Origin of the sequence: Fodinibius halophilus, assembly GCF_011059105.1 — a bacterium.
Taxonomy (GTDB): Bacteria; Bacteroidota; Rhodothermia; order Balneolales; family Balneolaceae; genus Fodinibius; species Fodinibius halophilus.
The window spans coordinates 39,801-57,294 of record NZ_JAALLS010000001.1 but is presented as its reverse complement, the minus strand read 5'-3'; the positions used below and the strand labels follow the sequence as shown (position 1 = coordinate 57,294).

At 43.2% G+C, this 17,494-nt stretch carries 14 protein-coding genes; 9 read left to right on the top strand and 5 right to left on the bottom strand.

Going from position 1 to position 17,494, the window contains the following annotated elements; translation table 11 throughout:
* Window positions 1-96: 96 nt before the first annotated feature.
* Window positions 97-393, bottom strand: a complete 297-nt coding sequence (locus G3569_RS00225; RefSeq protein WP_165264871.1) for an HU family DNA-binding protein — start codon at window positions 391-393, stop codon at window positions 97-99.
* Between the two features lie 209 nt (window positions 394-602).
* On the opposite strand from G3569_RS00225, the gene G3569_RS00220 reads away from it, so the two are divergent.
* From G3569_RS00220 to G3569_RS00205, 4 genes are read left to right on the top strand one after another with little or no spacing between them, the layout of a single operon-like run.
* Window positions 603-2,285, top strand: a complete 1,683-nt coding sequence (locus G3569_RS00220; RefSeq protein WP_240894576.1) for an alanine/glycine:cation symporter family protein — start codon at window positions 603-605, stop codon at window positions 2,283-2,285.
* 11 nt (window positions 2,286-2,296) lie between these two features.
* Entirely contained in the window at window positions 2,297-2,938 is a 642-nt protein-coding gene (upp, locus tag G3569_RS00215) for a uracil phosphoribosyltransferase (protein WP_165264869.1), read from the top strand.
* A complete protein-coding gene (gene lptC / locus G3569_RS00210) occupies window positions 2,925-3,488 on the top strand; it encodes an LPS export ABC transporter periplasmic protein LptC (RefSeq protein ID WP_205719958.1) in 564 nt (187 codons plus the stop codon). The genes upp and lptC overlap by 14 nt, the downstream gene beginning before the upstream one ends.
* On the top strand, window positions 3,489-5,003 hold the full coding sequence (locus G3569_RS00205) for an OstA-like protein (RefSeq protein ID WP_165264865.1): 1,515 nt from the start codon (window positions 3,489-3,491) through the stop codon (window positions 5,001-5,003).
* 70 nt (window positions 5,004-5,073) lie between these two features.
* Here the strand turns inward: G3569_RS00205 and G3569_RS00200 are convergent, their stop codons facing one another.
* Complete coding sequence (locus G3569_RS00200) at window positions 5,074-7,200, bottom strand: elongation factor G (protein WP_165264863.1); 2,127 nt, start codon at window positions 7,198-7,200, stop codon at window positions 5,074-5,076.
* Between the two features lie 231 nt (window positions 7,201-7,431).
* On the opposite strand from G3569_RS00200, the gene G3569_RS00195 reads away from it, so the two are divergent.
* The 3 genes from G3569_RS00195 (at window position 7,432) to G3569_RS00185 (ending at window position 9,868) form a co-directional block, all read left to right on the top strand.
* Window positions 7,432-8,430 (top strand): asparaginase, encoded by a 999-nt coding sequence (locus tag G3569_RS00195; RefSeq protein ID WP_165264861.1) that lies wholly within the window; start codon window positions 7,432-7,434, stop codon window positions 8,428-8,430.
* Between the two features lie 2 nt (window positions 8,431-8,432).
* Window positions 8,433-9,143, top strand: coding sequence for a 3'-5' exonuclease family protein (locus G3569_RS00190; RefSeq protein WP_165264859.1), 711 nt, complete (start codon window positions 8,433-8,435; stop codon window positions 9,141-9,143).
* A 215-nt stretch (window positions 9,144-9,358) separates the two neighbouring features.
* Entirely contained in the window at window positions 9,359-9,868 is a 510-nt protein-coding gene (locus G3569_RS00185; RefSeq protein ID WP_165264857.1) for a hypothetical protein, read from the top strand.
* Between the two features lie 6 nt (window positions 9,869-9,874).
* Here G3569_RS00185 and G3569_RS00180 read toward each other — a convergent pair whose 3' ends face one another.
* Together G3569_RS00180 and G3569_RS00175 are read right to left on the bottom strand one after the other, a co-directional pair.
* Window positions 9,875-11,146 carry a glucose-1-phosphate adenylyltransferase gene (locus tag G3569_RS00180; RefSeq protein ID WP_165264855.1) on the bottom strand — a complete coding sequence of 424 codons (1,272 nt, stop codon included), beginning with the start codon at window positions 11,144-11,146 and terminating at the stop codon, window positions 9,875-9,877.
* A 22-nt stretch (window positions 11,147-11,168) separates the two neighbouring features.
* Window positions 11,169-12,608, bottom strand: a complete 1,440-nt coding sequence (locus tag G3569_RS00175) for a glycogen synthase (RefSeq protein WP_165264853.1) — start codon at window positions 12,606-12,608, stop codon at window positions 11,169-11,171.
* A gap of 179 nt (window positions 12,609-12,787) precedes the next feature.
* Between G3569_RS00175 and G3569_RS00170 the strand changes: the two genes are divergently transcribed.
* Both G3569_RS00170 and G3569_RS00165 read left to right on the top strand, forming a co-directional pair.
* Complete coding sequence (locus G3569_RS00170) at window positions 12,788-13,708, top strand: ABC transporter ATP-binding protein (RefSeq protein ID WP_165264851.1); 921 nt, start codon at window positions 12,788-12,790, stop codon at window positions 13,706-13,708.
* A gap of 3 nt (window positions 13,709-13,711) precedes the next feature.
* On the top strand, window positions 13,712-15,016 hold the full coding sequence (locus G3569_RS00165; RefSeq protein ID WP_165264849.1) for an ABC transporter permease: 1,305 nt from the start codon (window positions 13,712-13,714) through the stop codon (window positions 15,014-15,016).
* 59 nt (window positions 15,017-15,075) lie between these two features.
* Here the strand turns inward: G3569_RS00165 and G3569_RS00160 are convergent, their stop codons facing one another.
* A complete protein-coding gene (locus G3569_RS00160) occupies window positions 15,076-17,427 on the bottom strand; it encodes a HEAT repeat domain-containing protein (protein WP_165264847.1) in 2,352 nt (783 codons plus the stop codon).
* Window positions 17,428-17,494 lie beyond the last annotated feature (67 nt).

Genomic DNA, 17,494 nt, shown 5'->3' with positions numbered 1-17,494 from the left:
AGATACTGGCTATACCATTTCCAGGCTAATATTTTGTAGGTAGCATCAATGGAGCCCTCATTAAAAGCTTATCAAACGACTAAGAGTTGAAACAAATTACTCTTCATCATCCATAACAGATTTATTGACCGCTTCTTTAAAATCTTTCGACACCTTAAGCTTCGGCACATACTGCTCCGGCACTATTACTTCTTCATTGGTTTTGGGATTTCGAGCAACGCGCTGTGCGCGCTTTACAACTTTAAAAGTTCCGAAACCTCGCAGTTCGATATGTTCTCCCCTTTTCATAGCATCAATCACCGTTTCCATAAAGCCGTTCACCACAGCTTCGGTTTCAACTTTTGTGAGGCCAGTGGATGATGCAATAACATCTACAATATCAGCTTTAGTCATAGAACGTCACCTTTTTGAAAATTATTTTTTAGCATGTTCTCTCCTAAAATAGGAATACAATAAGACGATAGCACTCTTCATTTTACACTATTTTAACGTTTTTTAATAGTTCCTACTAGTAATAATCTTAATTAAATCTAAAAAATTCGAAAATCTTTTTATACATTCCGCTTGATTCTCATTCAACCTAAATAAGCAGACCAGTACACATGGAGACTTTTGATTGGATTATAAGCACCCTCGAATATTACATCTGGAGTTATCCGGAAAACTTTCCGTTGATGGTAGCCTTACTTCTGATATTCGGGCTATACATCACGGTTCGCATGGGATTCATCCAAATAAGGAAGTTCGGGCACGGCCTTAAAGTTGTTACCGGCTTCTACGACGACCCGGAAGACGAAGGGGATATTAATCACTTTCAAGCACTAACAACGGCCCTTTCAGCAACCGTCGGGACGGGTAATATTGTAGGTGTGGCTCTGGCCATTCACTATGGCGGGCCCGGTGCACTGTTCTGGATGTGGGTAACCGCCATCTTTGGAATGGCGATCAAATTCACTGAGGTAACCCTTGCACAAGAGTTCCGAGGCACAAACCCCGACGGAACGGTCTCCGGTGGCCCCATGTATTATATCGAACGCGGGCTCGGTGATAACTGGAAATGGCTGGCTGTTGCTTTTGCCGGTTCTGCTGCCATCTGTGCATTCTTGACCGGTAACGCCGTACAGGCAAACTCGGTGGCCGATATGATGCAAACCGACTTTCAAATTCCTTTATGGTTTACTGGCCTTGTAACTGCTAGCTTGGTTGCCGCTGTAATCCTCGGAGGTATTAAGCGTATTGGAAAAGTAACTTCCAGACTTGTACCGTTTATGGGCGTGCTCTATGTGTTGGGAGCATTGGTCATTTTGTTTATCAATTATGATGCTATCATCCCATCTTTGACCACAATCGTCAGTAATGCATTTAACCCACAAGCCGGTGCCTTTGGTGTTGGATCAGGAGCACTCATCTTTACCCTCAGCTATGGTGTGCAGCGCGGTATCTTCTCCAATGAAGCGGGTCAAGGGTCTGCTCCTATTGCACACTCCGCGGCTAAAACGGATGAACCCGTTCGTGAAGGAGTTGTTGCCCTCCTTGAACCGTTCATTGATACGTTAGTTATCTGTACAATGACCGGCCTTGTAATTATTTCTACCGGTGCCTGGGATATGCAACATAAGTCACCTATAAGCCCTACCGGTGATAATGTTACTTATGAACTTACTACCGAAGCTACTAATAATGCTGCAGCTGGTAATGGTAAAGTCCTGTATTTTAGTGATGGCCTTCCCGAGAATGGAAATATGAATCACTACAGCGCTCCGGTTGATACCATGTTTACTGATGAAGCTTACAGCCAACCTTTTACTGGCCGAATTACGCTTACCAAAGCTGAATCTGACGATCTATACCAGGCGAGTGAGGTTGTAACTGAAGATGGAACAGAGCTATCAACACTTTATGGAGGAGTTGTTCAGAATGGGGCTCCTTTGACTTCTGCTGCATTTGAAAAAGGATTGTCTCCCCTTATGCCCGGTGGTGGATTCCTGGTAACCTTTGCCATTTTGCTTTTCGCAGTCTCTACATCTATTAGTTGGAGTTACTATGGTGATCGTGCTGCACAATATCTCTTCGGTTTTGAATCCATATTTGCATACCGTCTCGTTTATGTAGGCATGCACTTCTTAGGTGCTGTTGTTTCGCTAGCTACCGTTTGGGCCTTTGGGGATGTAATGCTTGGGCTGATGGCGTTCTTCAATATTATTGCCCTGTTTGCACTCTCTGGTGTTGCTTACAAAATCACCCAGAAGTACTTTAGCAAAGATCACGATTCTCCTGAATCTTAATATTTACTCCCATGAATTCTCAACAGTTTGAGAATGTAACACTTATTGAACATCCCGTCATTAACAGAGATCTAACGATCTTGCGGGATGTTTCAACCGGGACAGCACAATTTCGTGCTGCCCTCAAACGTATTGCCGTCATCCTCGCATATCACGCCCTTAAAGAGCTTCCGCTCAAAACGTTTGAGGTGGAAACACCTATTGAGAAAACAACTGGTTATGATATCGAACAAGATGTAATGGTTGTTCCTATTTTAAGAGCAGGGCTGGGACTTTCAGATGCCCTGCTTCAATTTATCCCTGATGCTAAAGTAGGACACTTGGGTATGGAGCGGGATGAGACTACCCATGAACCGGTCGACTATTATTCTAATATTCCCGACGGCGTGGAAGAAGATATGGTACTTGTGGTAGATCCTATGCTGGCCACCGGGGGCAGCGCCCATGATGCGCTATCATTCCTCGAAAAACAGGGCGCACAACATTTGCGCTTTGTTTCGTTAATATGTGCACCAGAAGGATTACGAAAATTGGAACAGGAACATCCCGATGTGCATACTATCACAGCCGCTATTGATAAAAAATTAAATGAGGATGCATTTATCGTTCCGGGATTAGGAGATGCAGGTGACAGATACTTTGGTACCACATAACACAATTTCAGCTTTGGTCATCAGTTTGTTGATGATTGCAGTACTTTCTGCCTGTGGAGAACTCTCCGAAAAGCAGTCAAAACAGGTTAATGAGGCACTGCAAGACTCGCTTACCTCAACCACTGAAACTTGGGATGTAGATATGGAGATTACCGAAGATGGCCTTAAAAAAATCCGTCTGTTGGGCACCTATGCAGCAACCTACAATACCAAAAATCGTAACGAAACCCGTATTAAAGGGCCCATTACCATTCATGTATACGACTCTTCGGGTTCAGTTAAGACCCGTGCTTATTCCGATCGGGCTATCTATAAAACCGAAGAGTCTATCTTTGAACTTTTCGGAGATGTCCGCGTAAATACCGAAGACAACCGGCATCTGGAATCGGAATACCTTGAGTGGAAACAAGGAGACAACATGATCAACACTCCAAAGTTTGTTATCATCACCACCCCCACCGATAGTATTGCGGGAACCGGTTTCGTGGGGACGACCGATCTCACAGAATATACTATCAAAGATATCAAAGGTGAGGTAATTGTTAACTAAATGACGAAACTTGACTGCAATACATCTTTTAGTTGTACTTTACATTTAGGTCTCCCCTTTCTATTTGCGGGGATTCTACTGCTTTCCATTTTTCCTGCTAACGCTGGTGCCCAAAATAAAGTTACCATTTTAAAAGCAGATAGTATTGTAGGGGATACCTACAAAAACGAACGTGTTCGTAAGTTAATGGGAAATGTACACCTGCGCAGTGAGAATATGGAAATGCTGTGCGACAGTGCATACCAATTCGTCAACAAAAGTGAAATGCGAGCCTTTGGTAATATCCAGATCGATACGGAAGATGAAAAGATTTGGGCTGACTCCCTCACGTATTTCACGGATATCGATTTTAGCCAGCTACGGGGTCGGGTAGTTATTGAAAACGACAGCACTACGCTTTTTGGCAATAGTGTCGACTACCGTTTTACCACTAAAGTAGCACACTTCCTTGATGATATACGCTTTGAAGATCAGCAAGGTATTTTGCTGGCTGATTCCGGCTTTTATTATCGGGAGGCTGACAGTGCTGTTTTTCGGGGCCATGTTCAGCTTAGAGATTCTCTCAAGTATCTTGAAGGGGATTCCCTTTTTACCAATCGAAGCAGTGAATATTACGAACTCTATGGTAATGTTTTTGGGGATGACCAGGAAAATAAAACGATGATCCGGGGACAGTATCTTGAATCTGATTCGACGGGTCGCAGCCTGTTGAAAGAAGAAGCCTGGCTCAAAAATTTTGAATCCGATACTACTGATTCTACCAGTACCGACACTACCCATATACAGGCCCGGAAAATCCTGTCGCTGGAACAGCGCTCTGCACAAGATACCACAACCATTGTTCACGGATATGAAAATGTTCGAATCTGGTCGCCCGACTTTTCCGCACTAAGTGATACTACCCAATACACCGACAGCACTGATACTTTTGAACTGTGGTCTAATGCCAGAGCATGGCACAAGCAGGTTCAGCTTACCGGCCCCTATATAAAAGCCAAAATAGTTGACGGCAATATTGACAGCCTGAAATCATATCCCCAACCGTTTTCCGTTCAACAAGACACCTCTATAGACAGGCTAAACCAAATTACCGGCGATACCCTGCACGCTGACTTTAACGAGGGAGATCTTCGTCAGATCTATGTCTTTGGTAATTCGCATCTTTTACGTTTTACTAAAAATGAAGCAGGCGATACCGATGGGGCCCTCGACATGACCGCCCCTGATATCCGGATCTTTTTTGAAAGAGGGGAACTCATAGAAATGAAAGGTATTGGAGCTATCAACGGCTCGTATTTGCCAGAAAGTGAGCAAACGGCCAATAAAAAACTCGAAGGCTTTTCCTGGGATCCCAAAATGCGGCCCAACCGGCCGTCTCCCCCCATGCAACGTCGTTTTGCCCCTGTTCCGGATACTGTGTTCTTTAAACTGCCCCCAAGATATATTGAACATCTGGAGAAGAGCAAACCCCAAAGTCCCAAGCTGATCTCCAATACGCCACAAAAAGAGCCGTAGTACTAGTAATGTAAAGTATAAGTATGCCCCTGCCCGCTCTCGACAGGGACAATTAGAATTTGGGGCGAACTTAAGCTTCCTGTAGTTGCATCGTCTCCTCCATCACCCGCTGCTGGATATCTTGCGGAACCCGTGCATAGTGAGAAAAAGAACGACTATAACGAGCACTGCCGTGCGTTATTGACTTCAACCGGGTAGCGTAATGGTCCAGTTCTTCCAACGGCACCTGTGCTTTTATCTTCTGGATAGATCCCTCCGAATCCATTCCCATAATTTGCCCTCTTCGCGTACTTATATCTCCCATCACATCCCCCATATGATCTGCCGGTACGGTAACTTCAATATTATATACCGGTTCCAGTAGCTTGGGATCAGCCTTCATAAAGCCAGCCTTAAATGCCATAAGGGCTGCTGTTCGAAATGCCGCATCGTTAGAATCTACGGAGTGCATATCTCCATCATAAATAGAAATACGGATATCGCGAACACGGCAATTACTCAAGGGGCCACTTTCCATCTTCTCCATAATCCCTTTTAAAATGGCCGGCATAAAGCGGTTGTCAATCACTCCCCCAACAATACAGTTGCGGAATATGAGCTTCCCGCCCCAATCCAGTTCAATCTCTTGGGTATTTCGCACCTTGAGATCACTGTGTTCTGGCATATTTTCCTTTAGAGGCTCCATCAGCATCGACACGGCACCATACTGCCCGGCACCGCCCGACTGCTTTTTATGCTTGTATTCTGCACGCGCCGGCTTTGTGATCGTCTCCCGATACGGAATGCGTGGCTGCACAAAATCAAAGTCGAGATTAAAACGAGTTTTTAGCGAATGCTCAATAACGGCTAAGTGCTCTTCGCCCTGCCCATGAATAATAACCTGCTTTAATTCTTGGCTATGCTCAACCTTTAGCGATGGGTCTTCGCGCTGCAGCTGATGCAGAGCTGTCCCCAGCTTATCCTCTTCCCCTTCATGTTTGAGTTCTATAGCGGTACGAATAACCGGCTCCGGAAAATGGATAGGCTCAATTTGCACTTCATTACCCTTGGGGTGCAAGGTATCATTAACACCGGTATTTTTAAGTTTAACAGCAGCCCCAATATCTCCGGTTAAAATACGATCAGTTTCGTTACGCTGATCACCATTTGGCAAATATAAACCTGAAAGACGTACAGCGTTTCCTGTCGTATGATTTACCAGGTCCAGGCCGGGTTCCACACTTCCCCTATATACCTTAAAGTAAAGCATATCCCCCACATGCGATTCAGAGCTGTTCTTGAACATAAACATCAATGGATCGGCCTCTTCATCCAGCTCCAACTTCTCGCCTTCAGTAGTAAGGGGCGGGTTCGCTTCCAAGGGATTAGGGGCTACATTACCCAGAAATCCCATAACGCGTCCGGTACCCATATTACGTTTAGCACAGCAACAAAACAGCGGAAAGATGTCTCTGTTGAGTAGAGATTTTTGCAACCCCTGCTGCATCTGGCTCTCCGTCAATTCTCCCTGTTCCAGGTATAAGTCCAACAATGTTTCATCATTTTCGGCCACTGTTTCTACTAGCTCGTTGTGAAGCAGGTCGGCTTGCGAGCGGTGCGAATCCGGGATGGGAAGCTTATCGGGCTTGCCGCCATCCTCCGGAAATTCATACATCGTCATTTTAAGCACATCAATAATGGCATGAAAGTCCTCTCCTTCGCTGTACGGGTACTGAACTACCACCACACCACGACCAAAACGTTCTTTGGCCATATCGATCGTTCTTTGAAAATCAGAATGGTCAGAATCAGGTTTGTTGACAATAAATAATGATGGAATGTTATACTTTTCTGTATATGACCAGTGTAATTCAGTGCCTACCTCTACTCCATAATCAGCGTTTAAATTAAATATAGCCGTATCGGCAACGCGCAATGCCCCCACTACTTCTCCTATATAGTCAGCCGTGCCCGGTGTATCTATCAGGTTAATTTTATTACCTCTCCAATCGAGGTTCAGTAACGTACCAAATACCGATTTTTCTTTTTGATGCTCTATTTCGTGGTAATCAGAAGAAGTAGTCTTTTCTTCTATTGAACCACGACGCTTTTTGGTGCCGGACTCATAAAGCATAGTCTCAGACATTGTTGTTTTTCCAGAACCTGAGTGGCCCAGCATTACAACATTTCTTATTCTGGATGGGGAATAGACATTCATAGGCGACCTCCTTTTTGAGTGGAAAAGAGCATACCGGAATGGGCCGCTATTACACAATAACAGTAGTATATCATACGGTAAGCGAATATGTAACACAGATATTTAACCATGGCTCACCCCAGTACTTTGGATAGTGTTCTTATAAGTAAGCTAAAAAAAGGTTTGAACTCAATACTTTGTTATAAATTTGGTAACATTAGCACGAGTTTTAACCCGAAATAATACCTTTTAATGAAAAAAATTCTGCTCATCCAAACCGGTGGCACTATTGCCATGGATATCAGCGATAGTGAACAACCCCAGCTAAACTCTGAAAAGTGGGCTGAGCTGATGTACCAGGCTGTTCCCGAGTTATCTGAAATTGCCGAAATCCACATTGAGCGACTCTTTTTCGAAGACAGCTCCGACATCAACAAAAAGCACTGGGGACAGCTGGCAACATTAATTTATGATCGATATTCGGCTTATGACGGCTTTGTAATACTCCATGGCACCGACACCATGGCGTATACCGCTTCTGCCCTCTCCTTTGCCCTGCAAGATCTCAGCAAACCAATAATTCTTACCGGCAGCCAGGTTCCGATGAGCAATATTCGGAGTGATGCGCGCCGAAACCTGGTAAACGCTGTTGAAATGGCAACAATGGCATTACCCGAAGTTGCGATCTGTTTTAATGATTTTGTATACCGCGGAAACAGGGCAACCAAAATTAGTATCGGAGATTTTGATGCTTTCGCCTCACCCAATTACCCGCCACTTGCAGAAATTGGACTCAATATTGAGATGTCTGATAATGTTCTGCCAACCCAAAGTACACCTACCCTTAATACAAGCTTTTCAGATGAACTTTTCCTGCTCAAAATATATCCCAACTTAGATCCGGCCTTTTTAGAGCAGATCGATTTTACAGATATTCGTGCGTTAGTTATTGAGGCATTTGGGAGTGGCAATTTTCCCATCCGGGGAAAGCAGAGCTTATTACCCTTTTTTAAAAAATGTATCGCAAATAACACGCTGCTAATCATAGGCTCGCAAGCCGCCTATGATGCGGTAGAACTAAGCAATTACGAAAGTGGCAATAAAGCTAAGTCAATGGGTGCTTTAAGCGCTAAAGATATGACTACCGAAGCAACGCTCACAAAAATGATGTATCTTCTTGCCAAGCATAATGATAATGACAACGTTGCGGCAGCATTTAATAAAAATTTAGTAGGAGAACTGACGGAATAACCATGTTTTTTGTATTTGATGTAGAAACCATACCCGATTTTGAATTTGTTCGTAATGTTATTGAAGACCCTAAAAAGGATGATGACGACCTGCTTATACAGGCCAGCGAAAAATTAGCGCGAAATTCCTCGGGATTTCTGCCTCCAATGTACCATAAGATGATTTCGTGGGTTGGGCTCTGGATCGAAAATAATGGTGCTCCCAAAAAGAAGGTAGGCTGGCACGGCACTGATGAAAAGGAAGGATTATTAAAACTTTTTGACAGCCTCAGCACCTACAAAGATTTCGGGCTGGTGCATCACAATGGACGCGGATTTGACCTGCCCCTGCTTACCTACCGAGCATTGAAACATGGGTTACAGATGCCTAAACGTCTTAACCACTACGACATCAAATATCGCTACAGCAACGATAATGTGGATCTGCTTGATGAGTTCAGCAACTATGGTGCCAGCTCGTGGCCCAAGCTCAAACACCTGGGCTACCTTATTGATATCCCTTTCAAGCAAACCGGCGAAGGAAATGAAGTGCTTAAGATGTTTAGGGAAGACAAATTACCCCAAATTGAGCACTACTGCTACGAAGATGTAATGGCGACCTACGTAGTGTGGCTGCACCTAAAGTTCACCGTCGGAGATATCTCCAAAGAGCTATTCGACAACCTTAACGACCGGGCGATGAGTAAACTCAATGAAATACAAGAGAGCGTATAACCGCCTTTTTGCAGTTGATATGGGACTTAAATAGATTTTAGCAGTTTCTCTTATCCTTATGAAGGATACTAACTACTAAACCTATAGATCATGAGCGATAATACCCAAGATGATTCATTTTTGACGTGGCTTAGAGAGCCCCAAACCTTAATTGGTCTTGCTGCTATACTTCTGAGTATTTGTGGATTTTTATCTCATTATATGAGGCCTCAATTATGCGAGAACACCAGCGCGCCTCAGTTTGGCCAAACATCGAAATCGGACCCTCTTTCCAACCCAATGAAGTGGCATTTCATGTTCGTAATACCGGTATAGGACCTGCTCAAATACAAGCCACAAAACTAACCTACAAAAACCAACAAATATCAGATTGGCGGTCTCTCCTGTTTACCATTGCTAATGACACAACAAATTTAAAAGGATTACAAACATACCAATCGTTCATCAATAAAAGGGTATTACCCAACAAATCTGAACGTCAGGATATTTTTAGAATCTCTATAAATGACACCAACAGTACAGGAAAATTATTTCTGAGTCAGTTGGGAAAAGAAGTTAGCAAACAGCATTTAAATATTACTCTCTGTTATTGTTCTGTTTACGAGCAGTGCTGGATTTCAAAAATGTTTAATCCCAACCATGCTACCACTGAAAGTAGTGCACCGACTTATGGATATAAAAAGCCTGTTGAGTCTTGTCGCGAGATACAGAATAGTGATATTTAGATGCTATCAGATCTTGGTTCCGGCCGGAATAGCTTCGCCTTTGGGGACAATCACAATGCCGTCTACTACGTGGTAATTTCCATACTCCCCGTCTTCGAGGTGATCTCCTCCGGCAATACGCACATCATCGCCGATACGTACATTTTTATCAATAATGGCATTACTAACAAAACAGCGCTCTCCGATCCCCATTACTGAAGGCTCTTCATCACTCTCTTCCATCTCATCCTGCGACTGAAAGTAATCGTTACCCATAATAATTGAGTTTTCGATGGTAGTACCTTTACCAATACGCGAACGTATTCCTATTACGGAACGCTCAATTCTGCTGGCTTCAATCAGGCATCCCTCGGCAAGTACCGAGTGGTCGAACGTAGTGCCCGAAAGTTTGGATGCCGGCAGCAAGCGGGCGTGGGTATAGATAAAATCCTCATTATCATAGAGATTAAACTTTGGCAAATCATCGGTAAGAGCGAGATTAGCTTCAAAGAACGATTTTATGGTTCCGATATCCGTCCAATAACCATCAAACTCAAAACTCTGCACTTTAAAGTTATTATTGATCGCCTGCGGAATAATCTCTTTTCCGAAATCCGTAGCTTCGTCATGCTCGTCTAACAACACCTTAAGAGCTTCCTTCTTAAAAATATAGATCCCCATGGAAGCCAGGTAAACGCGCCCATCTTTTTTGAACTTTTCTTCGGTCTCAGACTGCCATTGATCCAGTTCATCAGGCTCGGGTTTCTCTACAAAGCTTTCGATCTCACCGCTGCTGTTGGTTTTCATAATCCCAAAACCGGTGGCATCTTCTGCTACTACAGGAATGGTTGCTACGGTCAAATCCGCATCAAAACGTTCATGCTTGCCCATTAAATTTCGATAATCCATCTGGTACAGCTGGTCGCCCGAAAGCACAAAAACGTGCTGGTGTTCGTGACTTTCCATATGGTGAATCGACTGGCGAACCGCATCAGCGGTACCTTGATACCAGGTCTTACTTTTAGGCGTCTGCTCAGCGGCAAGAATATCTACGAATCCATCACTAAAAACATCAAAATTATAGGTGTTTTTAATATGGCGATTCAGTGAGGCCGAATTAAACTGAGTAAGTACATAAATACGCCGAATATCCGAATTCAAACAATTTGAGATAGGGATATCAACCAATCGATATTTACCGGCTATTGGAACGGCCGGTTTTGAACGTAACTTGGTGAGAGGGAATAATCGTGTTCCTTTTCCGCCCCCTAAAATAACTGCTATTGCTTTCCTGCGCATATATAAATCGTTGTGTCCTTACCTATTTTTCAATCAGTTTATTGTACATTTTAATATACTCTTTGGCAGACGCATTCCAAGAAAAATCAAGACTCATAATTCGCCTGCGAATACTCTTCATTGCTTTCTGATCCCTGTAAAGATCAAGGGCTCGTTGTACCGCTTTACGTGCGGCCTCGTGCAAGAAATCATAAAACGTGATACCGTACCCATTGGGTTCCCCGATATCAATAACCGTATCTTTAAGCCCACCGATTTTACGGACAATAGGTACCGTACCGTACCGCATAGAATACATCTGATTTAACCCACAGGGCTCCACCCGGGAAGGCATAAGCATAAAATCACTGCCGGCATATATCTGGTGAGCCAACGGTTCATTAAAATCCAGGGTTGCATCAAAATATCCTACAAAATTTTTATTTAATGCCAAAAACTCATGGTGTAGCTGACGATCCCCTGTTCCCAGTACAATAAAATTCACTGGTTGAGAATTCTTCAAATATTCTCGAAATAAGTCTGGCAGAAGATCGGCCCCTTTTTCATAGGCTAATCGCCCGATATATGAGATAGTAGGGTGAGCGGGATTTAACCCAAACTCCTCACACAGAACTTCTTTATTCTTTTGTTTGCCCGAAGGTATATTTTCTTTGCCAAAATGATGAGCAACCATTGGGTCGGTTTGGGGATCCCAAACATTGGTATCAATACCGTTTATTATGCCCTGTGACTTCTGCTTCTCATTTCGAAACAACCATTCCAACCCACTGCTATTGTGAGCCAACTCATCCATATACGACTCTGATACCGTAGTAATCTGCCAACAACTTTTGAGTCCAGCGGCAAGGCAGTTCAATTTTCCATCCCAATCAACCAATCCAATATGTTGGTTATCGAACTCGGGTAGTTGATATACATTATCTCGGTCAAATACGCCGTGATACTCCCCATTATGCACTGTTAGCACTGTGGGAGTGTGTTTAATATCCTGATAACGATAGCTCTGCGTAAGCATAAAAGGTATCAGGCCGGTATGGTGATCGTGACAATGCAATACATCCGGTTTATCCTTCATCCGGTTCACCCATTCAAGTATGGCAATTTGAAAACTGGCAAAGCGCTCAAAATCATCAGTATATCCACTGCCCGTATGGGGATCAGCATAAATACCCGGTCGATCAAAACGCTTGGGGATATCTACCACATAAAGCGGAAATCCCAATATATCACCTTTTTGTCGCTGAATGCGAAATTCAAACTTCCAATCCCCCAACGGGGCCGTATCCTCAAAAACAGTTTCAAAAGCATGGTTTCGTATCCATTCATTACCATATTTAGGCATCACTACCGAAACATCAACATCTTGTTCTAACAAGTACTTTGGTAAAGAGCCCACAACATCAGCCAGCCCCCCTACCTTGGCAACGGGATAACATTCGGCACTGAAATGGATCACTTTCATTATAATAATTTAACTCTTTATAATATTGTAACTCCTTTAGAAGGACTTCGTAAATACAAATCTTTTTGGGACAATAACCTATGTTCAGTAGGTTACGCTGAATTAATTAAAAGTTTAAATTTGTATCAAAATATTTTTCATTTATTCACCAGGGAACAAAATAATCAAAATAGAAAGCTATGGCAGTAATTGAAGTACGTAATATCAATAAATCTTTCGGGGATACACAGGCCGTTCGGGATGTGAGTTTTGAAGTACCCAAAGGACGGATTTTTGGGTTACTCGGACCCAATGGAGCCGGTAAAACTACCGCAATTCGTATTATCAATCATATTCTTATTGCAGACAGCGGTACCGTTACTATTAACGGACATCATGTAAGTCCCAAAACACAACGTATGATTGGCTACATGCCCGAAGAACGGGGACTCTATAAAAAGATGAAAGTAGGCGAACAGCTTATTTACCTCGCCCAGCTCAAAGGACTGAGCCACAGCGAAGCTAAAGAAGCTACAGAGTACTGGCTTGAACGCTTTGAAGCCGCAGACTGGTACAACAAAGAAGTAGGTGAGCTTTCTAAAGGGATGTCCCAAAAGATTCAATTTATTGCTACTATTGCCCATGAACCGGATCTGTATATCTTTGATGAACCTTTTAGCGGGCTCGACCCCATCAACAGTGAGATGCTCAAAGAGATTGTGATTGAATTGCGCGAAAAAGGAAAGACCGTACTTTTTTCAACCCATCGGATGGAACAAGTAGAGCAGATGTGTGATGAAATCTGTCTGTTCAACAACGGTAAAGCCGTACTCAATGGCAACCTGCGCGAGATCAAACAGAAGTTTGGAAAGAATACCGTGAATATTGAGTTCGAGGGAGATCACAGTTTCCTGGATAAACTAGATAATGTGCGCATTAATAACCGGTCAACAAACTTTGCAGAAATCCGGGTTCTCAATGGCCAACATATGCAAGAAATTCTAAAAACAGCTATGGACCATGCAGAAATCTACAAGTTTGAGCGCGTGGAACCCTCCCTTACCGAAATCTTTATCTCTACTGTCGGAGAAGATAATATTAATACAAAAGAATTAGGCTAATCTATGAGTCTGCAACAGATACTACTCGTTTTAAAGCGGGAATACATGACCCGCATCCGTTCGAAAGCTTTTATTATTGCTACTATTTTGATTCCTCTTGGGATGGTCGCTTTTATCGGAATTGTCATAGGGATTTCACTTTGGGATTCTGAAACCCAACGAACCATCGGTATACAAGATAACACTGAAGTTCTGTATTCGCGTCTTAATAACTTAGACGAACAACAATACCAGAGTTTTGCCGATCTATCAGAAGACTCTCTCCGGTCGCTAGTACAAGCCGAAGAAATAGATGGATACCTGATACTTGATGAATCTCACATAACCGGTGATGCAAATCTCGAACTTGTCTCCAGTGGTGCCGGTGGACTTAAACTCCAGTCCTCAATTCGTTCTGACCTCCGGGAAGTAGTTCGAGATGAACGTCTCGACAGAGCAGATGTATCAGAAGATGTAAAAGAGATCTATGCCAGCAGCGTCACCCTTGAAACCCGTAAACTTACCCAGGAAGGAGAAGAAACCGAAGATGATACCGGATTTCTAACCATTGTTGGTGTCATCATGGGGGTTATTATTTTTGGTGCGATCACCGGCTATGGTGGGCTTATTACACGCAGTGTTATTGAAGAGAAAACAAACCGAATTATCGAAGTAATAGCCTCTTCAGTTAAACCCATTGAGCTGTTACTGGGTAAACTATGCGGCATTGGTGCGCTTGCAATAACGCAGATGACCTTTTGGATAGCCTCCTTTTTAGGCTTAGCTGCTGCTGCCGGACCCATAGCCGGAATGTTTCTGGCTGATCAGATGAGTGGCATGGAGGATGCTCAAAAAGTAGCTGAAGCTTCCCAAGGCATTGATCCTTCGGTATTTACTATTCCTACCATAGAAACCTCCCTGATTATCTATTTTATTGTGTTCTTTATCCTGGGGTACCTGATTTATAGCGCCCTCTTTGCCGCTATTGGTTCGGCCGTTGATTCTGAAACTGATACCCAACAATATATGATCCCTATTATGGTGCCCATTATGGTGGCCTATTTGATCATGTTTCAAACCATGGAAAACCCCGATAGTATGCTATCGGTAGTGGGTTCTCTTGTTCCCTTCTGTACCCCTATCGTGATGATCACTCGTATTGCCATCACCGATGTACCGATCTGGCAAATTGGGCTCTCCATTTTATTGATGATTGCCACCTTTGGCGGTACGATGTGGCTAAGTGCCAAGATCTACAGCGTGGGTATCCTCAGTTATGGAAAAAGCGCCAGCTTTAAGGAACTCATAAAATGGATTCGCCAAGGATAGATATCGTAATTAAAAGTACTGAGTGGTATCAACCGCTCAGTACTTTTATATTTTGTGCCTCACTCTAAGACCTGTCCAATTTTTTGGTATACCCGGGCATCATATTCGTCCTGTATATATGCCGATAAGTAATCGGTAATCTCTTTATTTCTGTTCTTTCTCAATCCCTCTACAATGAGAAATCGAATACGCGGATCAGGATCTTCCAGTAACTCACGAGCCCTGCTAAGCCAATCGCTGGGCGTATGATCGTGCTGAATAAGGCAGTGTAATGCCCGCTGACGAATTTCATAACTATAATCCTCAGTAATAAACAGCTCTGCCCTCTCAATAGCCTCTTTTATGGCTCCCATATTAGCTAATTCCTGAATCACAAATATGGCTCTGTTTCCTACTGAATCTTGCTGAACCACGGTTTCTGTAAAGCCAACAAACTGATCTTTTGACATTAGGGCAGTAAGCACTTGTGTCGCTTTCTGAAAAAGTGCAAGATGCTCTGTTCGTTGGGCAACCGATTTCACGCTCGCCACTACCGTACTGGTTCCCTTATAGTTTTGAAGGGCCATTAAACCTGCTTCTCTAATCGCTTGATTTTCACTTTTCAAGGCATCCAGGAAGATCTGTTGGGTGCCTGCTGCTCCATCGGTAATATCACCTAACGACTGAAGCAAAGCAGCCTCAACTTTTGGGGATAAATCTTTATTCATGAAATCCCTGATTGCCAGCTGCAGATCCGGATTCTCAGCATGAGTCCCTAACTTCTTTGCCGCTGCAGCACGCTCTTCTACCGTATCTCCATTTCGTAATTCATAAATTAGAAATGGCGCCGGTTTATACTCTTCCAAAATAAGTTCAGGATGATCGGGAGCGTTCAATTGTAACGTACTGATCATAGGATCTACCTGGAGAACTACGGCATCTTCATTGCCTGTAAATGTCACTTCCGCTGATTCTTTTTTGTTGGGATATACTTCATCAGCTGTAATCGTAACAAGATCCTTGTATACCCCATGTACAGCCTCAAACCGAAGTTTTAACTGTCCCTCAGCTTCATTTAGTTCGTAATCAACTTTGTATGTCACCAAATCCTGCAAACGTTCATTACCTTTTGCATTCTTTGTAGTTTGCAATGCTGGTTGTTCAAACAAAGGCTGCCCAATCTCTTGGTACCAGGCATCTGCATAGGTATCCCAAGACACTACATTTCCGAGTTCAGTTAATAGATTAGATGCTTCCGCCTTGATGAATGAATGAATTGAAGCATTTTGCCAGCTTGTTATCCCCTTTTGCCATTGATTCCAGCGAGCAATCCCGAAATAATCATATACAGTAGCGAGAGTATGCTTAGGGGTTTCCGTTGTATCAAGAGTCGTAGCGCCTTCTGCCAGCTCCTTTATTAACATAGTCTGATACAAAGTTAGGGCATCAGCCTGACTCCACTGTTGCACTCGTTGGTATTCACCAAACCACTGACCGATAATACCACGTAGTAGCTGTAGTTCCAGCGAACCCCGATTTTGATATAGAAATATCGTAGAAGCGCCCCACGATTTTGTCTCCCAATTATGATCTTTCGTAACTATGATATTTAGCTGGTTATAGGGATAACTGACCTGTAACTGATCCGACAAGTCGGACAGATACTTTTGGGTTGCCTCTAACAACTGCGGAGCGTTTACGCTATCAGTAAGCGATTGTTCTGTCGCAAGGTTAATTTTTTTTGCGCCATATTTAGTAGAGTCCTGCTTGAATTTACCCACAGTAAAAGCAAGACTTGAGGCCGGCATGTCATCCTCAGAGGTAAATTGATATCGCATAACATCCACTGATACCATTTCCTCTTTTAACTTCTTACCCGTTGCCCAAAGCTGGAAACCGGAAGGAACGGCAATATTAAATGTAGTCTTAAACTCTACATTGGGATGATCAACCACAGGTACCCAATGCCGCTGAGCTTTTGGAAGCATGGAGGTCCAGACGGTTCCACTCCGGTTTTTCAGCAACCCAAAATTTGGATTGCCTGAATAACGGATATTCACATTAAAACGCTGGCCCATCTCAGCAGAATCAACTACGGGAATAAAAAGCGAATCATTATGTAAGGAATAATCTGCTGACTCTCCATCAACTGAAACTGAACTTATATCGATATGAGAAGCAAATAATGTAAGTGTATCTGCTCCACTAATATTAGCTTCAACTTCATAGGTTGCCGCCCCATCAATCCGTAAATTCTGTGGTTGGATACCCAAATCAAGGGTAAGGTTAATAAAATCGAAATCAAGTTTAGGGTACGCTTCATAATCAAATGATTGGGCTTCTACTTTATGGGAAATACCAAAGATCAATAATAGAAGTACTACTATGATAGCTGAACGGAAGTACTGAAATGAAAAACCAATGTTGCGCATGAGCGATATCAAATGTTGAATTAATAATACTACTTTTGAGTTCCTGCTTTTAAAACACAAGAATATA